The sequence below is a fragment of the Sphingomonas sp. LC-1 genome (assembly GCF_025371035.1).
GTDB classification, from domain to species: domain Bacteria; phylum Pseudomonadota; class Alphaproteobacteria; order Sphingomonadales; family Sphingomonadaceae; genus Sphingomonas; species Sphingomonas sanguinis_E.
This window is the reverse complement of the sequence record NZ_JANZXB010000019.1, coordinates 1-14645: the sequence shown is the minus strand read 5'-3', so window position 1 is coordinate 14645 and position 14645 is coordinate 1. Positions and strand designations below refer to the sequence as shown.

18 protein-coding genes and 2 pseudogenes are annotated in these 14645 nt (G+C 63.1%); 1 reads left to right on the top strand and 19 read right to left on the bottom strand.

What is annotated here, in order from left to right; all coding sequences use genetic code 11:
• Window positions 1-93: 93 nt before the first annotated feature.
• From NZL82_RS18445 to NZL82_RS18375, 16 genes and pseudogenes are all read right to left on the bottom strand, one after another.
• A complete protein-coding gene (locus NZL82_RS18445; RefSeq protein ID WP_261271202.1) occupies window positions 94-774 on the bottom strand; it encodes a LysR family substrate-binding domain-containing protein in 681 nt (226 codons plus the stop codon).
• 3 nt (window positions 775-777) lie between these two features.
• Window positions 778-1077, bottom strand: a pseudogene (locus tag NZL82_RS18440) (LysR family transcriptional regulator); the annotation flags it as partial.
• 27 nt (window positions 1078-1104) lie between these two features.
• A complete protein-coding gene (gene floR, locus NZL82_RS18435) occupies window positions 1105-2319 on the bottom strand; it encodes a chloramphenicol/florfenicol efflux MFS transporter FloR (RefSeq protein ID WP_099547421.1) in 1215 nt (404 codons plus the stop codon).
• Window positions 2320-2633: 314 nt separating this feature from the next.
• Window positions 2634-3596, bottom strand: a complete 963-nt coding sequence (locus NZL82_RS18430) for a LysR family transcriptional regulator (RefSeq protein ID WP_029074207.1) — start codon at window positions 3594-3596, stop codon at window positions 2634-2636.
• Between the two features lie 12 nt (window positions 3597-3608).
• A complete protein-coding gene (gene rlmN / locus NZL82_RS18425) occupies window positions 3609-4619 on the bottom strand; it encodes a 23S rRNA (adenine(2503)-C(2))-methyltransferase RlmN (protein ID WP_232231057.1) in 1011 nt (336 codons plus the stop codon).
• Window positions 4620-4775: 156 nt separating this feature from the next.
• Window positions 4776-5171 carry a hypothetical protein gene (locus NZL82_RS18420; RefSeq protein WP_230998746.1) on the bottom strand — a complete coding sequence of 132 codons (396 nt, stop codon included), beginning with the start codon at window positions 5169-5171 and terminating at the stop codon, window positions 4776-4778.
• Window positions 5172-5197: 26 nt separating this feature from the next.
• Window positions 5198-5952 (bottom strand): IS5 family transposase gene (locus NZL82_RS18415; RefSeq protein WP_261271192.1). Its coding sequence is split into 2 segments (ribosomal slippage): window positions 5198-5619 and window positions 5619-5952, totalling 756 coding nucleotides; the frame shifts between segments, so codons are not numbered across the junction.
• A gap of 26 nt (window positions 5953-5978) precedes the next feature.
• Window positions 5979-6191 (bottom strand): TetR/AcrR family transcriptional regulator, encoded by a 213-nt coding sequence (locus NZL82_RS19875; protein WP_405051392.1) that lies wholly within the window; start codon window positions 6189-6191, stop codon window positions 5979-5981.
• Between the two features lie 104 nt (window positions 6192-6295).
• Window positions 6296-7417 (bottom strand): DUF3363 domain-containing protein, encoded by a 1122-nt coding sequence (locus NZL82_RS18405; RefSeq protein WP_230999696.1) that lies wholly within the window; start codon window positions 7415-7417, stop codon window positions 6296-6298.
• Between the two features lie 285 nt (window positions 7418-7702).
• Window positions 7703-8203: pseudogene (locus tag NZL82_RS19870) on the bottom strand (relaxase/mobilization nuclease domain-containing protein); the annotation flags it as partial.
• Window positions 8204-8663: 460 nt separating this feature from the next.
• The gene (locus tag NZL82_RS18400; RefSeq protein WP_261271191.1) at window positions 8664-9596 is read right to left on the bottom strand and encodes a lytic transglycosylase domain-containing protein; all 933 of its coding nucleotides are present in this window, start codon (window positions 9594-9596) and stop codon (window positions 8664-8666) included.
• Window positions 9593-9928: a DUF736 domain-containing protein gene (locus NZL82_RS18395; RefSeq protein WP_207588934.1), complete on the bottom strand. Its 336-nt coding sequence runs from the start codon at window positions 9926-9928 to the stop codon at window positions 9593-9595. The genes NZL82_RS18400 and NZL82_RS18395 overlap by 4 nt, the downstream gene beginning before the upstream one ends.
• A gap of 36 nt (window positions 9929-9964) precedes the next feature.
• Window positions 9965-10510, bottom strand: coding sequence for a S26 family signal peptidase (locus NZL82_RS18390; protein WP_207588936.1), 546 nt, complete (start codon window positions 10508-10510; stop codon window positions 9965-9967).
• Window positions 10507-11025 carry a DUF2840 domain-containing protein gene (locus tag NZL82_RS18385; protein ID WP_207588938.1) on the bottom strand — a complete coding sequence of 173 codons (519 nt, stop codon included), beginning with the start codon at window positions 11023-11025 and terminating at the stop codon, window positions 10507-10509. Before NZL82_RS18385 ends, NZL82_RS18390 begins: the two co-directional genes overlap by 4 nt.
• Before the next feature lie 58 nt (window positions 11026-11083).
• Window positions 11084-12160, bottom strand: a complete 1077-nt coding sequence (locus tag NZL82_RS18380) for a replication initiator protein A (RefSeq protein WP_207588940.1) — start codon at window positions 12158-12160, stop codon at window positions 11084-11086.
• A complete protein-coding gene (locus NZL82_RS18375; RefSeq protein WP_024353481.1) occupies window positions 12161-12430 on the bottom strand; it encodes an AlpA family transcriptional regulator in 270 nt (89 codons plus the stop codon).
• Between the two features lie 460 nt (window positions 12431-12890).
• Between NZL82_RS18375 and NZL82_RS18370 the strand changes: the two genes are divergently transcribed.
• On the top strand, window positions 12891-13178 hold the full coding sequence (locus NZL82_RS18370; RefSeq protein WP_207588942.1) for a DNA -binding domain-containing protein: 288 nt from the start codon (window positions 12891-12893) through the stop codon (window positions 13176-13178).
• 16 nt (window positions 13179-13194) lie between these two features.
• On the opposite strand, the gene NZL82_RS18365 is transcribed toward NZL82_RS18370, so the two are convergent.
• The 3 genes from NZL82_RS18365 to NZL82_RS18355 form a co-directional block, all read right to left on the bottom strand.
• On the bottom strand, window positions 13195-13716 hold the full coding sequence (locus NZL82_RS18365) for a DUF2285 domain-containing protein (RefSeq protein ID WP_207588944.1): 522 nt from the start codon (window positions 13714-13716) through the stop codon (window positions 13195-13197).
• 46 nt (window positions 13717-13762) lie between these two features.
• Window positions 13763-13978 (bottom strand): transcriptional regulator domain-containing protein, encoded by a 216-nt coding sequence (locus NZL82_RS18360; protein WP_207588946.1) that lies wholly within the window; start codon window positions 13976-13978, stop codon window positions 13763-13765.
• Between the two features lie 194 nt (window positions 13979-14172).
• Window positions 14173-14625, bottom strand: a complete 453-nt coding sequence (locus NZL82_RS18355; protein WP_261271201.1) for an antirestriction protein ArdA — start codon at window positions 14623-14625, stop codon at window positions 14173-14175.
• Between the last annotated feature and the right edge of the window lie 20 nt (window positions 14626-14645).

Sequence of the window (14645 nt, the reverse complement as noted above, 5' to 3'; positions counted from 1 at the left end):
AGAGTAGGCAAAATCGGGACGGGCAACAGGAAAGAGGATGCCGGAGGGCTGCCGGATACTATCGGCGGCAAATAGGACGGGTCGCCTTTGCCGTTATCGTGCCGGTCGAGTGCCATCTAGGAAACGATTGGGCGAATCGCCGTCACGCTTCATTTTGCCTGCGAGGTTGAGTAGATTTTTCAGTGCGGAGCTGCGATTGAACGGCGACCAGACGGCTGTAAAGGCAACCGGCTCCGGTTCATCGAGGAAGGGCAGGAAGACGATGCCGGTCGTCGGCAATAATGACGTGGCCTCGCCGACGATAGTGATGCCGAAGCCTTGTCCGACCATAGATAGCAGCGTGCCGCGCCCCACATCAAAGCGCAGGATCGACGGTGCGGGCCAACGCCCGGCAAGGCGCAGCACGATATGGTCATGGACCTGCGGGCCGGTGCCACCATAGCGAACAATGAAAGTCTCGCCGACCAGATCGGACCAAGTGATTGCGGACTGCCCGGCGAGGCGATGCCCATCCGATAGCACCACCACCAGCGGTTCGGTCCAGATCGGTCGGGTATGGCAGTCGGGCATCTCGGGCTTGCCCGCGACGAACGCCACGTCGAGCTGGTCAGCACGAAGCTGCATCACCGCATCGCGGGCCGTGCCTTCGGTTATCTCGACCTCAATGCCGGTATGGGCTTCCCGATAATGACGGATCAGCTCCGTGAGAAAGCTGCGTGGGATCAAGGCATGGATGCCGATGCGAAGCCGGCCACATTCTCCTTGAGCTGTCATGCCGGCGGTCTTCACCGCGTGATCGAGTTGATCGACACCCGCCGTGACACGCTCCATGAAGTGCCTGCCTGCGTCTGTTAGCCGAACGCCCCGCGCATGGCGCTCAAACAGCAGGATACCAAGGTTATCCTCCAGCGCTTTCACACGCGCGCTGACGCTCGACTGGCTGACGCCGAGTGCCTTGGCCGCATGCCGAAAATTCAGATGCTCGGCGACGGCGATGAACTGAACAAGGGAAATGAGCGGTATCCTGCCAGACAGGATACCGCCATTCACGAGGTTTCGATGGTTAGTGCGCCGCATCGGAGCGGGCCTGCCACCAGTCGTCGGTTAGACGACTGGCGACTTCTCGGTGGCAGTCCCACGGAGCCGAAGGAGCGCCAGCCCCAACGACACCAGCACTGCCATCGCCGTGGCGTAACAGATCACCGGCCACGCTGTGTCACCGTTTAACAGCGTCACCGCCAATGTCCCGACAATGCTGACTATCAGGCTTTGAACGCAGAAGTAGAACGCGACCGCTGATCCTGCGATGTCGTCGAACTCTGCCAAAGCGCCGTTCGCGGTAACGGACACAGTGAAGACAATGGCGACCGCCATGAGCCACATCGGCACGATGAAGGTGAGGAATGACGGCGAACCGAAGAGTTCGCCGATCCCCAACAGGACCGCCCCGAAAACGAGCAACGCCATTCCACGCGCTACGCATCCCGCGATGCCCCATCTGGTGACAAAGGACTTCGCGAAACGAGTTGTCACGATCATTACAAGCGCGACAGTGGCGAAGGCAAAGCTGAATCCGATCTCGGAATATTCCGCTTGGCCTATGAGCACACGGGGAGCCGTCGAGAAGAAGACGAAGAAGGTGCCCATACCGGCGCTAAAGCCGATGGTGTAAACCCAAAAAGCCGGACTCGCGAAGATCGGCAAAACAGATCGGCGCGTCTTCGCTTGATCCAGAGGGCGGGTTTCGTGCCACCTGAAACCCGCATTTAGGAGTGCGAGCATCGCCAGTATAGCCAAAGCAATGAATATCGCCTGCCATCCCAAGAACTCGCCGATCAACGCTCCGGCGATAGGGCCGAGCGCAGGTACGAACGCCAGCATCGAACTGAAAAGGCCGTAGATGACGACACCCTCAGGACGACTGGCATAAACGTCGCGAACCGTCGCGAACGTCGCCACCAGCATGGCCGACGCGCCGACTGCTTGAAGCAGACGGAAAGCGACAAAGGCTGGTGCAGTTGAAGACCAAGCTGCTCCCAGAGACGCAATGACGAAAGCCGTTGCGCCCGCAAGTAGAATTGGCCGTCGCCCGATGCGGTCTGAGAGCGGACCAAAAATCACCTGGCCCACACCGAGCATCACAATATAGAGGCTCAACGTGAGTTGGATCATGGCGGGCGTCGTGTTCAGGATGCCGGGCATCGCTGGAACGACGGGGAGATAAATATCCATCGCCAGTGAAGCGAGGATGTCGAAGGGAGCCATCAGCAGTAGGGCTGCCGGCAGCGTATAGGCCCATGCAGGGCGTGTGATGGTCATGATAAGTCAACCGCTCGATTAAGAAATCTCGGGCGGCGTCTGCACATCAGCAATCACATGGGATTGGTCTCACAGAGCGCCGCAACAACAATTTTGCTGTTGCGGCTTACTTGTCTGCTGACTTTGGATTTCCCATGCTGACCACTCCACGATCACAAATTTGACTAGCTATCACTTATACGATCAGCTGTTGCCTCGCAATGCCGTATCGCTGGCTCGTAGCCACCCAATCCCCCGCTGTTGACGTTCCCGTCATTCTTGGCCGTATGAAACCCCTATGCCTTGCTTTGGCGGTTGGCTGGAACGGCAGAGGTTCAGTCGACGCGGATCAGCCGACCCATTTCTTTTGCGAGAGAGAGCAGATCACGGAGCGCGGCGCTTCGATTGAACGGCGACCAGACGGCGGTAAAGGCAACCGGCTCTGGCTCATCGGCGAAAGGCAGGAAGGTGATGCCGGCAGTCGGCAGCAGTGCCGTCGCTGCCCCGACGATGGTAATGCCGAATCCCTGTCCGACCATGGATAGTAGCGTGCCACGTCCTACGTCGAAGCGCAGTATCGAAGGCGCGGGCCAGCGCCCGGCAAGGCGCAGCACGATATGGTCATGAACCTGCGGGCCAGTGCCACCATAGCGGACAAGGAAGGTTTCGCCGACCAGATCGGCCCAAGTGATTGCCGGCTGCCCGGCAAGACGATGCCTATCCGGTAGCACCGCTACCAGCGATTCAGTCCAGACCGGCCGTGTATGGCAGTCGGGCAGCTCTGGTGTGCCAGCGACGAACGCCACGTCCAGCCGGTCGGCACGAAGCTGCATGACCGCATCGCGGGCCGTGCCTTCGGTGATTTCGACCTCGATGCCGGGATGGTTTTCCCGATACTGCCCGATCAGATCGGCGAGGAAGCTGCGCGGAATCAAGGCATGGACGCCGATGCGCAGGCGGCCCCATTCCCCCGTCGCCGCCATGCCTGCGGTCTTCACCGCATGGTCGAGTTGATCGACGCCGGCTGCGATCCGCTCGACGAAGTGGCGTCCGGCTTCGGTCAACCGAACGCCACGCGCACGACGCTCGAACAGGAGGATGCCAAGGTCTTCTTCCAGCGCCTTCACGCGGGCGCTGACGCTGGATTGTGCAACCCCGAGTGCGTTCGCTGCGTGGCGGAAGTTGAGATATTCAGCGACCGCAAGCGTCTGGATCAGCGACAAGAGAGGTATGCGCGACCCGAGCAGCGTTTCACTTGATCGGAAGGCATCGTTCGCATGTCTTTTCGAACGCCGCATCCTATGCTCCCGCTAGGCGGCCTTTTTTGTGGCTCCGCGTTTTTCGACCGGGATTCCGCGCAGATCGCGCAACCAGAGCTGACCGCATGCCGCCGAAATATCCCGCCCCTGTGTATCCCGCACCACGACCGGCACACCGGCGCGATCCAGCACTTCACGGAAAAGTCCGAGGCTGCGGTCGCCGGTTCGATCAAGCGCGATGCCATCGACAGGATTCCAGCGCATAAGGTTCACACGCGCCCTTCGCTTGTTCATGAGACCGGCAAGCCGTTTCGCATCAGCAAGCGTGTCGTTGATGCCGGGGAGGACCAGATAGACAAAGGTGACGATCCGGTTGTGCCGTTCCGCCCATGACGAAGCGCGCGCGATGACCTCCTTGATGTCGTGCTTACGCGATCCGGGGATGAGACGGTCGCGAACTTCCTGCGTCGTCGCATGCAGCGATATAGTCAGATTGATCGCCAGATGCTCTTCTCGCAATTGCGCTAGAGCCTTCGGTATGCCGATGGTCGAAAGCGTGATTCCCGTGGTGGGAAAATTCATCCCTCGCCGGTCGCGCAGGATACGAATCGCCTTCATCACCTGCTCGTAGTTGTTCAAAGGCTCGCCGATGCCCATGAACACGATCCGGTTGACCTTCGGCCCGAGTTGAACGACCTGTTCGACAATCTCGCCCGCCGAAAGGTTGCGCTTGAGGCCGGCTTGGCCGGAAGCGCAGAACTGGCAGGCGAAGGCACATCCAACCTGTGACGAAATACAGGCGGTGTGTCCGTCGTGACGACGGATCAGAACGCTTTCAACGGCATAACCGTCATGAAGGCCGAAAAGCACCTTCTGCGACCGACCGCCGCGCTCATGCGTGATTTTGCGAAGGCTCCGCAACTGGACGCCCCGAGCCTCTGACCAGTTCCGCAAGGCGCGCGGCAGGTCCATGTGTGGGCAGAACAGGTCGCGATAGGCGATTTGCGGCCCGCTGCTCGCGTTCAACGCATCGAACTCGTCGGCCATGAGGTTCAGCGCCAAGGTTGGCGCAGGCAGTGCTTTTTGTCGTTCGGCCCCCAACGGGCTGGGTTCTTGTATAGGCATGATAGTCGTTCCGGGTTTCCGTGCCCGGCGATACCGTGGCGCATGCCTTATAAATAACCGACACGACTGTTATAAACAACCCTCCAGATGGTGTTACCCGAACACATGGTCGGGATAGAGGACGGACAGAAGCATGTGGGTGCGCTTGGTCATGAAAGCCGCTAGCTCGCCTTCCGGCTCAACGAGCCATTGCATGCAAGACCCCTGAATGACCGTCTGAATCAAGCCGGCGGTATGCTCGGGTGGGCGCGGCCCGGCGGGCAGTCGTGCCTCGATAGCTTTCAGGACCAGTCTGTTCCGCTCCGCCGCAAGGGCGCGAAGCGACGGCTCCTGAACGTCTCCCCACAATAGAAGAAGGTAGCCTTCCGTTCCGGCACCGTCACCCATACCGGCGATGAGGTCCTTGAGCATCGCCCACAGCGGATCGAGGCCCTTTTCGGGACTCGCACCCGCGAAATAGTCGCGCACCTCCTGCGTGTTGCGCTCCATGACCTTTAGGCTCAGGACTCATTGCGTCATAACCAGAAGATGACGGTTGCGGCGATGGCTATGGCAGACATGAAGGTGTGGGCGCATCGGTCATAGCGGGTGTGGATGCGTCGCCAGTCCTTGAGCCTGCCGAACATGTTCTCGATCCTGTGGCGTTGGCGGTAGAGAGTTCGGTCGTGATCGATCGGGACCTTACGGTTGGCCTTTGAAGGGATGCACGGGGTGATGCCTCGCTGGATCAGGGCGGCCCGGAACCAGTCGGCGTCGTAGCCCCTGTCGCCCAGCATGGCCCCGGCTTTGGGCAGGGCGTCGATCATCAGGGCGGCGCCCTTGTAGTCGCTCATCTGGCCTTCGGAGAGCAGCATGACCAGCGGGCGGCCTTGGCCGTCGCACACAGCGTGGAGCTTGGAGTTCAACCCGCCTTTGGTGCGCCCGATACGTCGGGGAACAGCCCCTTTTTGAGCAGGCTGGCTGCTGTCCGATGGGCCTTGAGGTGGGTGGCGTCGATCATCAGCCGTTCAGGCTGGGGCCCTTTGGCCGACAACTCCGCGAAGATGCGGTTGAACACGCCCAGCCGGCTCCAGCGGATGAAACGGTTGTAGATGGTCTTGTGCGGCCCGTAGTCGGCGGGCGCGTCACGCCAGCGAAGGCCGTTCCGGATCACGAAGATGATGCCGCTCAGCACCCGCTTGTCGTCCACCCGTGGGATGCCGTGCGAGAGTGGGAAATACGGCTCTATCCGCCGCATCTGCTTGTCCGTCAGCCAGAAAAGATCACTCATGACAGGGTCCTCCTGTCGCCAGTGAATCAGATCAACGACCCACTGGGAATCCAATTAATGGGTCCTGAGCCTAGATGCAGCGTCGCCTTGTCTTTGAACCGCTGGATCAGTGCAGCCCGCGAGATGCCGACCGCTTCCGCAACATCGGAGAGGGTGAAGGCCGATGGACCTTTCTGAAGAAGGATGCCTAGCGCGGTATCTAGAATGAACTCATCGCTATGAAGTTTCGGTCTCGGCATATCTTCTTTTCTACTGCTCGCTTGAATGATGGCCCCTACAATAGCCGGCATCCAGCGTGAGATACACGGGGCATGATAGATACCGGATGAAACACGCGTATGTGCTAAAGGCCAAGGTCATGCCTTCGCCCCAACTGCCACGACACCGATCCGCCCTGCACGACGCCAGTGATCTCGCGGCCGAGCTGGCGGTCGATCACCGGCCGCCACGGGACAAGCGTGAACTCATGGCTCTTTTCCACCACGGCGAACTTGCCGCTCGATAGCTGAACGGTCCCGGTGAACTTGCCGCTGACGTTCTCGCCGTCCGTGGCGGCACGGAACGGCAACCCCTTGCCCTCGGCCATCTCCGCGCCAATGCGGGCAACCTCCCGCTCGCGCAAGGTGGCGAGAAGGCTGCGCCGGTAGAAGATGCGGCCGTTCCGTGCTCGGGTGGCATCGCCCTGTTCGATGTGATGCTCGCGCCGCTGGTCCATCGCCTCACGCACCTGCTGGCCGAAGCCGGCCGGCGCAAGGTCGGCCGTTTCGCCATGGACCAATCGCCGGTCCAGCCATGTCGTGCCGTCCGATCCGATCTGCTTGCCTAGATCGACCGGGGAAAGGATGCGAACGCTGGCCTGCCGGTCACGGCCGGCGTCATAGGCGGCGGCGCGGCTGACCAGATCATCGGGGATGCGCCATTGGTCGGCGTCGATCCTCTCGACGATCCCGGCGCGGCGCAATGCCTCCAGTCGCCGGACATGGGCATCGACATAGCCCTCATAATCGCCGCCCGGAACGCGGCCCTCGAACTTCGCCTGCTCCAGATGGCGGCTCGGACGATAGATGCCGTCCTCGGTGATGGCGGCAATGGCGCGTTCGGACGGTCGGGCGGTCGCCTCGGCCGGGCCGATCTGGACGACGCTGCAAACGCGGGCGTCCTCCAGCCGCTCGGGCGCGATGCCTGCGATGTGGTGCGTCCTGCCGTCGATCCCGTCCACCACAATGGTCAGGTTCTCGCCCAGCTCGTCCGACAGGTGCTTGTCCACGACGCGGCCGACGATGGGTGTCTCTGGCGCTCCGTCATGGATTTGAAAGCTCATGGGATCGCGTTCGCCTCCCTGCGGGCCGAGCGCCTTCTGCATGGTGCGGATAATGTCGCCGCGCTCGCCCAACTCGCGCAGGGCCGGCTCCATGTCCTTGCTCAACTCCCAAACGCCGGGCGCGTGCTCGGTCGCCAGTCCCATCTTCTCCAGCTTGGCGAGACGGCGCAGGCGTAAGGTGCGCTCGAACTGGCGGCGCGGTGCGGCCGGTTCATGGCGCAGGTCGAGGAACCGGGCATCGGCTTCCTCGGCCATGGCGCGGTCAATCCGGGTGAAGCGGTCCTGGTCTATCTCGGCCGACAGCTTGCGGGTCTGCTCGATTTCGGTGACGGGGCCGAGTTCCAGACTGGCAAGCTCGCTGGCGCGCTCCCGTAGGCCGTTGGCGAGGTAGTCGCCATTGATGATTAGATCCTCGCCCATCTCGTCGCGGCCGTTGACGATGACATGCACATGGGGATGGCCGGTGTTGTAGTGGTTGACGGCGACCCAATCGAGTTTCGTGCCGAGGTCGGCTTCCACCTGCTTCATGAAATCGCGGGTGTAGGCCGTGAGGTCCGATAGCTCCGCGCCATCCTCGGGCGAGACGATGAATCTGAACTGGTGGCGGTCGTCCTTGCCGCGATCAAGGAAGGCGTCGCCATCGGCGCGGTCCTCGGTCGCCGAATAGAGCCGGCCCCGCTCGCCGTCGCGTGACGTGCCGTCGCGCTGGACATAGCGCAGATGCGCGCGGGCGCGTGCGCCCTTCCACGCGGCCCGAACGCTGCGCTGCTTGACGATCACGCGGCGGCTGCCGGGCTGGCGATGATGCCATTGGCCGGAGATGTTCCGAGCGCGCACGAAGCTCGCGCCCCGGCCGCGCTTCACGCCCTTGCCGCTGGCGACCACGGCACGGGACCGCCCCGGCGATGACGGGCGAGCGGATGACGGCATGGAAGGATCGCGGGAGGCTGCTGCCTGATGCTGCCGGGTGATCTTCTTGACCTGCGTGAAAAAGCTCTTGGTCTTGCCGGCCTTCGGTGTGTCGGATCGGATACGGCCCGGCTTCGGACGGAAGCGGTTTTCATCGTCGGCGCTCATGGGCGCGACTCCTGATAAAACCACCGAAAAACGGCTGATATGGGCCTATGGTGCCGCTCGAAACCCAGCAAAGCCAAGGCTTTGTGCGAAATCGCGGCACGCGACCCCTCAAAACCATGGTGCCGGAACCGGCCACCTAACCAGTGTGCAGACAACAACAATTTCCAGAAGCGGCCCGATATGGTGCCGTCTTCTTTAATCTTGCCCTCCGCCCTTTCTGCCTTTTCTGCCCCTCCTGCCGGGAATCCAGCCGGGCAAAAACCTGCCTGACTGGACACCGGAATGAGCGCCGCCGAGCGCGGGAACGCCGCCCTCATGGCGTTCCCGAACCGCTCGCGTCGGCGACGAAAATGCTGTCGCCCTGCGACTCTGCATCGGCGGGATCGCGCGCCGGAACGGTCGCGCGGGCGTCGCCGGATTGTGCGTCGGACGGCGGCGCGGCGACGGCCCGCGTGTCGCCCGGACGCATGACGAACAGCGGTGCCTCGCGCCAATCAGGCGGCGGTGGCGGTGCCGATGACGGCGGTTCGGTTGCAGCCGCGCCGCCGAGGATCGGCGCGAGCGCGGCGACATAGGCCCGCGTTTCGGCCGGCAGGGTGCGGCCGGTCGCAAGGTATTCGTCATAGCGGCCGGGGCCGGCGTTATATGCCGCGAGCATCGCCGCGACATTGCCGTAGCGATCCCACATTTCGCGCAGGTAGGCCGTGCCAGCCATTATGTTGTCGCGCGAGTCGTAGGGGTCGCGGCCGAGGCCGTAGCGGATGCGCAGGCCCGTCCATGTGTCGGGCATCACCTGCATCAATCCCATCGCGCCGGCCGACGAAACCGCACGCACGTCGCCCGCGCTTTCGGCGCGCAGCACGGCACGAATCCATTGCTCGGGGATGCCGAAACGCTGCGACGCCTCGGCGATGTGGACCGCATAAGGATGGGCGGCGGCCGGGCGCTCGACGGGCGCGGATTGTGCAACCGCGACGCCCGATCCCGCGCAAACGGAAAGCGCGCCGGCCAGTATCAGGACGGCATAGTGCCATGCAGTCCTGTCTCCGCTTCGACACCAGCCTGCCAGCGTGCGCGCTGCGGTCAAGGGCAAGGCGCTAGCGCCGGCCGATGGCCGCCCCTGACCTTCGCTGTGCGCGCCGGCCGTCCGGTGGCCGAGCGGGACGGAGGGATGAGACGGCTTTTCCGCGAACAAAGGGATGACGATCCTGGACCGGATGGCGGGCCGGACGCGCGCGGCCGTCATTCCTCGTCCTCGACTTTCCGGGGGTGCTTCCAACGCAGCGTCCAGACCGAAGGATCGTCGTTGGACTGGAACAGCTTGGCGCGGATCGGGAACGGGAAGATCGGTCCCTCCAGCCTCATCGACACGAAGTCGCCGGCATTTTCGCTGGCGTCCTTCCATGTCGGGCCGGCGTCCGGGCCGTCCTCGCTATCGAGGCGCACGCGATAGTCGGGCGCGTTTTTCACGTCGCTTGGCTTGGCCGGGACTATGAACAGCTTTTCGTGCAGGCCGAACGAATGAAGCTCCCCGGCATAGCCGGTTTCGGTGCGGGTGAAGGTGCCTATTTCTGCCATGGGAAATCTCCTGCGGTTGGCTTTCGGGGGATGGTTTCAATGCGTCGGTGCGCGCCACTCGTAGCGGCCGACGCCTTCCTCATCGGTCCAGAGCGGGACCGCTCGGCCGATGACGGAAGCTGCGGGGGTGGGTCCGAAATAGCGGCCGTCGAGGCTGTCGCGGACTTCCCAATTCATGAGGAAAAGCTGGCCGTCGCCGATCACTCGGCAGCCCCGCCAGACGGGCAGATCACGGCCGAGGCTGTCGCGCTCCAGCGCCTCGCCCATCTCGATCCCGTTCACCGTGATCGTGCGGCCGGTGCGGCAAACCCGCTGTCCCGGCAAGCCCAAGACGCGCTTCAACAGCGGGACGCCGCGCGTGATATAGCCGCGCTCGGCCATGAAGGCGGCGAGCGGTTCGGGCGGCATGACGGCGACCATCTCGGGCACCTCGATCCGCTCGGCCGGTGCGATGGTGTAGAAGCCGATGGGTGCGCTGGCCGTCGCGTTCCAGATGAGTTTCACGGGCCAATCGACGGCGCTGGCGGCGGCGATGCCGATGGCGGCGAGCGCCGTCACCGTGAGGGTGCGGCGGCGCGTCATGGGTCGATCCTTCGGCGATGAAGCCAAGCGGCATGTCGCTCGGGGGTGTAGGCGTGCGGCTCCAGATTGGCGGTCAAACGGTTATGGACGTGCCGCCAATGCTCCGGTGAGGCGTCGGCCGGATCGAGGCCGAGCGCATCCACGGCGTCGATAGCGACAAGCGCACGCTGCACCTTCGGCCAGCCGTCGAGGCGCAACAGGATTTCGCCGCCGGGACGCACGAACGGCAATGTCTGGAACGGCTCGCCCCGGCCGATGGCGCGCACAATGTCGATGCGGGAAACGACAGTGCCGTGCTCGCCCTTCGCCCATCGCACGAAGGCAAAGACGCTGCCCGGCGCGAAACCGACGACGCTGCGGCGGCGGTCGATGATCTGCTTGTAGCTCTTGCGGCCGAAGCGTATCCAGTGCTCGACCTTGCGTTTCTCGAAGGTCAGCTCGACCAATGTTGTGAAGGGCGCAGGCCCGTCCGGCAGCGGACGGCCGTGCGCGCTGCGGTGGGCGCGACGGGTCATTGTTTGTCTCCGGTGATGTGCTGGGGGCTGCGCGGGCGCAGCGCGTCGAGCGCGGCCGTCATGGCTCGCCCCTTCGGGCAGAACCGGCACCACGCTTCGGGTGCGCGCGCGTCAAAGAAAAAGAGTTAGATTCTCTGTTAGATAAGTTAGCGGTCGGATTCCGCTTTTCACGCCAGAGCGTTAGCTGCGGTTCGTGCGCCTGATCTGCCGATAGTGCTGCGCCTGATGTGCCGATACCCCGTGCGCCTGATCTGCCGATGGCATCAACAGGGTTATCAACAGTGCCTGTTGATGAGTTTTCGGGGCGGATGCGCAGCAGCTCGCGGCCGTCTTCCCGCTCGATCTGGAGGCGGTAGCCGGGGAGTTGCTGGCGGGCCGCGATCCGGCGCAGGTCGAGCGCGAAGTCGGACGGCCGGGCGAGGCTGCCGGATTTCTGATGAAGGTGCGCGACCTCGAAAATCCAGCCGTGGCGCTGGTGCCCGGCGTGCTTTCTGGCGACGCGGTAAAGCCATCGCTCGATGCCGCCAGTCAGCCGGAAATAGGCAGGGTCGATGGTCAGGACCAGCGAGCGGTCGATGACGCTATTGTAGAACCATTCGGGCAGGACAAATTCCATGCCCTCGACGCGGCCGGCGCGCGTCGTCATTTCCTCCCACTCGTTGATCCATGAGAATTGCCGGCGACGCCAATGCGGGCCGTTGCGGATGGTGGTGGCAATGACGGTCGATTGCAGCCGCGCCAGCGCGGCTTTCAGAAGCCGGTATTGGTGATTGCCGGTCGGCCGCCCGATGGCGCGCAACAGATGGTAGGGCGTAAACCGGACAAAGCGCGACGTGGTGAGGCCGTTGTTCTCGGCCGCAACGATCTGCGAGGCCGCCCATATCAGCACATCGGCGTCCCATATGGTCGCCATGCCATGCTCGGGCATCCCGAACACCTGCACCTCTATGTCGGCGGCCTTGTAGAGAATCGGCTTGGTGCGCGGGGTCTTCGCCAGCGAGAAGAACGGCCGTTCCATCAAGTCGCGCTGGTCGCGCGGCGGCGCGTCGCCCGTTGCGACCACGAAGGGGTCTAGACGGCTGCGCTCGCTATCCTCGGTCGGGTGCGCGGGGTCGTGATCGTCCTCGCGCAGCATCTAGCAGTCGCCCCGTTCTTCGGGCGTGAGGGGACGCGCGGGAAAGACGGTGCCGGCGGTCTTGTCGCGGGTGGATTTGCGTTCGCCGACCGCGCTCCAGTCTTCCAGATCGCGGACGGTGTAGAGGACGCGACCGCCGACCTTGCGATAGGTCGGGCCGGTCCCGTAGGTGCGATGCTTCTCAAGGGTGCGGATGGATATGCCGAGGAAGCGCGCGGCTTCCTTGGTGCGCAGCAGGCGCGGCGGCAGGCCCGCAAGCGGGTTGGGCATGGATCACCTCCAGTCAGGATTGGGCTGCCGGTGGCGGCAGCGGACTGTGGCGAACCATGGCGAGGGATCGGCGGCGCGTAGCGTGCCGCATTTGCGCCTATGCGCTGGCGGCACCCCCTCTGGGGTGATGCGGGCTAATAAATGAGATAATTCAGCGTCTCACTGCCTGCCCCGCCGAATAGGCAAAGACATTTACGGCCGGCTCGGATAGAAACGTAGACGGAGCAGACGCGCTGCTCTGGGGCGTAGTAACCCCTGACTAGCGGTTGGTGCCGGCCGTGACGGCACCACCATCCTCGAACCTTATGGTCGGGGAGCCCATGGCGTATGTCCAGGGCTTCTCGCCTAAAGGTCATGGGGCCGTCTAGTCACGGTTACTAACTCCCCGATCACCAGGTAGAGGGGCCAGTTGCGGGGGCGCACCGCAAACAAGGCTCTCTGGAACCTAGGAGGAGTGACTATGCGGGTTCCCGTCGAACTCGATCCCGATGTGGACGATGAAGCGCCGACCGGCGATACCATAACCGTCTATGACAAACGGCATTACGTTACCTATCTGCGCCTTCTCGATGCGAAGGCCGAGGGCGCGGACTGGAAGGAAGTCGCGCAGATCGTGTTGCACCGTGATCCGGTCGCCGATGAACTTCGCACCCGCCGTTGCTGGCGAAGCCATCTCGAACGCGCGCAATGGCTGTCGCGTGAGGGCTATCGGAAGATTCTGGAGCAGGCGGCAGCCAACAAGGCGTGAGGGTCACGCCACCCGATCAACGCTTGCCGGGCTTGATCGGGTAGTGAAGCAGAAGGCGATAGCCGCCGCGCATCATCTTGATACCGTGCGTGACCAGGCGGCGGGCCTTGTTCTTGCGAGGATCGCTCTCAAAGTCCTCCTTGGTGCCGCGAAAGCCGAGCAGGACTTCAGCGATGGTGCGATAACTTTCGCCATGCAGTCGGGCGTCGAGCGCGCGCAGGGACAGGATATGCCATTGCCGGAGTTGGGCGGGAACGGCCCGGAAGTCGGGACCGGGCGCGCGACCGTTGAGAGACCGCCAAAGACGGCGCGCAGCGTGGGCGCGCAGCTCCAGAAAGGAATCCATCGGCAGCGTGACAGCGTAGAACGCTGCCGCGTCGGGCACCGCCTTTGGCAGCCAGAATTGATGCGCGACGCCATCCACCTGCCAGATGCCGTGCCAGCCATCGGCCGCGCGGCGCATATCGAGGCCGTCGAGATGCGCCAACGTCAGTACCGGTTCGGTGTCGTCGTCCTTGTGATTGACGGGCGACAACATTACGGCTTGCGGTTGAAGGCGCGGACTCCAGATTGGCGAATGCTGCTCATGCGGCGCGTCTGGATCGCACGGGAAATCGCAAACCCCAGCGATGCGCGAACTCTTCGAGGTCGCGGGCATCTGTCCCTCCGGTCAATGCGATGGTCTGGCAGTCCCGACGATATTCGTCGTTGCGGCGCAGGTATTCCCAAGCGAAACCAGCGGCAGGGATGTGCTTTGTGTACCCGTATGCCGCCGGAGATCGCCAATCGATGCTGAGCATGGCGTCACCTCCCCAAGCCGGGATGCTGGGCAGCGCCCGGCAAAGAGAGGTTCAAGGATCGTTGGAAATAGAGAAGCCGCTCAAAGCAGATACCTTGAGCGGCTAACCCGATCATTCTTTGGTGTTTTTAGCTTAGCGACAGCCGGTGCTTTCGAGATGCCTGCCCTTATGAGCACGGACAGGCATTCACGTTCTCATCTGCTGGAAAACACATGCACCTCGCCATGCGCCGTCTCGATGGTGAACAGGTCGCCACCGATCTCAGCGTCGCGCGCCATCGCCTGCCAATCGACATAGTAGCGCAGCGCCTCGGGGATCGTGACGCTCTCTGAGGTCAATTCCTCCATATAGTCGGCGAGGCTGGCGTACTGACCATGATAGCAGTCTTGAAAGGCGGTTTCGGCTTGGTCCATGTCGCCACCGAAATGCCCCAGCAAGCCCGCGCCGAGTGCGCCATGCTCTGCGATGAAAGCGGCCATCCGCGCCACGCTGTCGATGCCGGCATATTCGGAGATGCTGACGCCCTCGAAGCCCTCATAGTGTAAGCGTTGCCGGTAGGCCGCCTTGCGGTGGCCTCGGCCTTCGGGATGCTTGTCGCCTTTGACGAGGGCGCGGGCAGTGCGGGAAGTTTTTGGTTCTACGACCAGTCATACGAGCACTCGTATGA